The sequence below is a fragment of the Nonomuraea lactucae genome, assembly GCF_003313395.1.
GTDB lineage: Bacteria > Actinomycetota > Actinomycetes > Streptosporangiales > Streptosporangiaceae > Nonomuraea > Nonomuraea lactucae.
Genome location: NZ_QNFZ01000695.1, coordinates 1 through 3,273 on the forward strand (window position 1 = coordinate 1; position 3,273 = coordinate 3,273).

Here is a 3,273-nt window from a genome sequence, read left to right on the forward strand (position 1 = left end):
CCGCCGTCGCCGCGGGACTGGCCGCCGGGTGGGGGCAGTGGCTGGCCGAGGCGGAGCTGGGCTACGGCGGCGTGGCGGCCCGGCTGCGCGACGCCGGGAGCGCCAACCTGACCGGCTGGACCTTCACGCTCCTGGACCACGCCCGCGCGCTCGACGGCCCGTCGCTGTGCCGGTTCGGGGTGAAGTGCGGAGAGGTGTCGCCTGTCGCGCTGATCTGGTGGCTGGCGATCCCGCTGATGACCCTCCTCGGCCTGTGGTCGGCGCGGCGCGAGCACCGCCTCGGCCCGCTCCTGCCGGCCACGGGCGCCGGACTCGCCGTCGCGCTGCCGTACTTCGTCTACGTCGGGTACGCCGCGCCGCGCTTCCTGATGCCCGCGTACGCGCTGCTGGCGCTGCCGATCGCGGCGGCCGTGACGGGACTCCGGCCGGCGGGCCGGTGGCGGCTGCCGGTGACCGTGCTGCTGGTCGCCGGCGTGCTGGCCCATCTCGCGCTCCAGGGCGCGTACGCGTACCGGATGGCGGCCATCACACACCGGGACCGGGACAGGATGGAGCTGGCCGCCGAGGGGCTGCGTGCCGTGGGCGTGCGGCCGCCGTGTCTGATCTACGGCCAGTCCGGCGTGCAGATGGGCTACCTGCTGGGCTGCGACTCGCAGGGTGTCACGCGGCGGTTCGCCGAGCGGCAGCCTGACCGCGTCCGTGAGGCGGTCGACCGCGGCCACCAGGTGGTGATCGTCCACACCCGCGCGCCGCTGCCCTCGTACGCCCGCGAGTGGCTGCGCGTGGACCTGCCGGGTCCGTGGAAGGCGCGCTTCGCACCCTGAGCGGTGAAGGCGCCCGCCAGGCGGTCACAGGGGGGCTTGCGGGGACGTGGGGGGTGCTGGTCTGATCGGAGGGGTGAGCGGTTACGACGACGCCTACCGGCGAAGCATTGACGAGCCCGAGCGCTTCTGGGCAGAGGCGGCGAGGGGCATCGACTGGGACGTGCCCCCCGAGACGGTGCTGGGCGACGATGGGCGATGGTTCCCCGACGGCCGGCTCAACACCTGCCACAACGCCCTCGACCGGCACGTGGCCGCCGGGCACGGCGACCGGGTGGCCCTGGTCTACGACAGCCCCGTGACCGGCACCGTGCGCAACTTCACCTACGCGGAGCTCCTCGACCGGGTGGCGCGGACCGCGGGCATGCTGCGCGACCTCGGCGTGGGCGCCGGCGACACCGTGGTGATCTACATGCCGATGGTGCCCGAGGCCGTCGTGGCCATGCTGGCCTGCGCGCGGCTCGGCGCGGTGCACTCGGTGGTGTTCGGCGGGTTCGCCGCGGCCGAGCTGGCCGTCCGCATCGACCACGCGAGGCCCGCCGTGGTGCTGTCGGCCTCGTGCGGGATCGAACCCACCCGGCTGGTGGAGTACAAACCGCTGCTCGACGCCGCCCTGGAGCAGGCCGAGCACCGGCCCCGGCACTGCGTGATCCTGCAGCGCCCCCAGCATCCCGCGTCGCTGGTCGAGGGCCGCGACCTCGACTGGGAGACCGCCGTGAGCGCCGCGACCCCCGCGGGCTGCACGGCCGTGGCCGCCACCGATCCGCTCTACATCCTCTACACCTCCGGCACCACCGGCGCGCCCAAGGGCGTCGTGCGCGACAACGGCGGCCACGCGGTCGCCCTCCACTGGAGCATGTCCAGCGTGTACGGCACCGCCCCCGGCGAGGTCTTCTGGGCCGCCTCCGACGTCGGCTGGGTGGTGGGCCACTCCTACATCGTGTACGGGCCGCTGATGGCCGGGTGCACCACCGTGCTGTACGAGGGCAAGCCGGTCGGCACCCCGGACCCTGGGGCGTTCTGGCGGGTGGTGGCCATGCACGGGGTGCGCACGCTGTTCACCGCGCCGACCGCGATCCGCGCCATCAAGAAGGAAGACCCCACCGGGGATTTTGCGAAAAAGTGGGACTTGTCGGGGCTGCGCTACCTGTTCCTGGCAGGGGAGCGGCTCGACCCCGACACCTACCACTGGGCCGGCGACCTGCTCGGCATACCGGTCATCGACCACTGGTGGCAGACCGAGACCGGCTGGCCCGTCGCCGCCAACTGCGTCGGCCTCGGCCCGCTGCCGGTCAAGCCCGGCTCGCCCACCAAGCCCGTCCCCGGCTACGACGTGCGCATCCTCGACTCATCGGGCGCCGACTGCCCGCCCGGCACGGAGGGCGCGGTCACCATCAAGCTCCCGCTGCCCCCCGGCACCCTGCCCACCCTCTACCGCGACGACGCCCGCTTCACCGAGTCCTACCTGTCGCGCTACCCGGGCCACTACCTGACCGGCGACGGCGGCTACATCGACGCCGAGGGCTACCTCTACGTCATGGGCCGCATCGACGACGTCATCAACGTCGCCGGCCACCGCCTGTCCACCGGGCAGATGGAGGAGGTGATCGCCTCCCATCCCGACGTGGCCGAGTGCGCGGTCATCGGGGTGGCCGACGACCTCAAGGGCGAGCTGCCGGTCGGCTTCGTGGTGCTCAAGGCCGGCGCCTCGCGCGACCCGGCCGACGTCGAGCGGGAGGTCGCGGCGCTGGTGCGCGAACGCATCGGCCCGGTCGCCGCCTTCCGCCGGGCCGTGGTGGTCGGCCGCCTGCCGAAGACCCGGTCCGGCAAGATCCTGCGGGCCACGATGCGCGACATCGCGGCCGGTCGCGACTACCGCACACCGTCCACGATCGAGGACCCGGCGACGCTGACGGAGATCGCCGACGCGCTCTGACCACCGGGCCGCCCGCGACCGCCGAAAGCCCCCCTGAGTGGTGTGGATCGCGCCATGATGGGACATCCCCCGCTTCGGAGACCCTCATGACGGAGACCCTGAGCTACGCCGGCGCGCTGAAGATCCTCGGCTGCAACGAGAACAGGCTCGTCAAGGTCGCCGAGTTCGCCTCCAACGCGGCGCTGACCGGGTGGGCGCTCGCCGGCGGCGCGCGGATGGCCGTGACCCTCGCCGACCTGAAGGACGACGTCGTCCGGTACGGCGAGCACGTGCTGCCCCGCGTGCCCGGCTGGAAGGGCGGCGTGAACCGGCACACCCGTACCCAGCGGCTGGCCGCGGCGCACGCCGTGATCGTGGTGTCGGCCTGGTTCGCGGCGCTGGACGAGGCGGAGCTGCCGTTCACGCTGCGGGAGCTCGGCCTGGACCGTGGCGACCAGGCCGCGCTCGCGCTCGGCGGGGAGGCCGCCGAGGGGTTCGCCGGGCTCGTACGCGCGCTGCTGGCGCGGCGGCTGCCCG

2 protein-coding genes and 1 pseudogene are annotated in these 3,273 nt (G+C 73.8%); all 3 read left to right on the forward strand.

Annotated elements, in window-relative coordinates; genetic code table 11:
• A pseudogene (locus tag DQW85_RS25545) lies at positions 1-824 on the forward strand (hypothetical protein); the annotation flags it as partial.
• A gap of 73 nt (positions 825-897) precedes the next feature.
• Complete coding sequence (locus tag DQW85_RS25550; protein ID WP_113702511.1) at positions 898-2,757, forward strand: propionyl-CoA synthetase; 1,860 nt, start codon at positions 898-900, stop codon at positions 2,755-2,757.
• Between the two features lie 86 nt (positions 2,758-2,843).
• The coding region (locus DQW85_RS25555) for an NACHT N-terminal helical domain 7-containing protein (protein ID WP_420819185.1) at positions 2,844-3,273 on the forward strand (430 nt) is incomplete at its 3' end.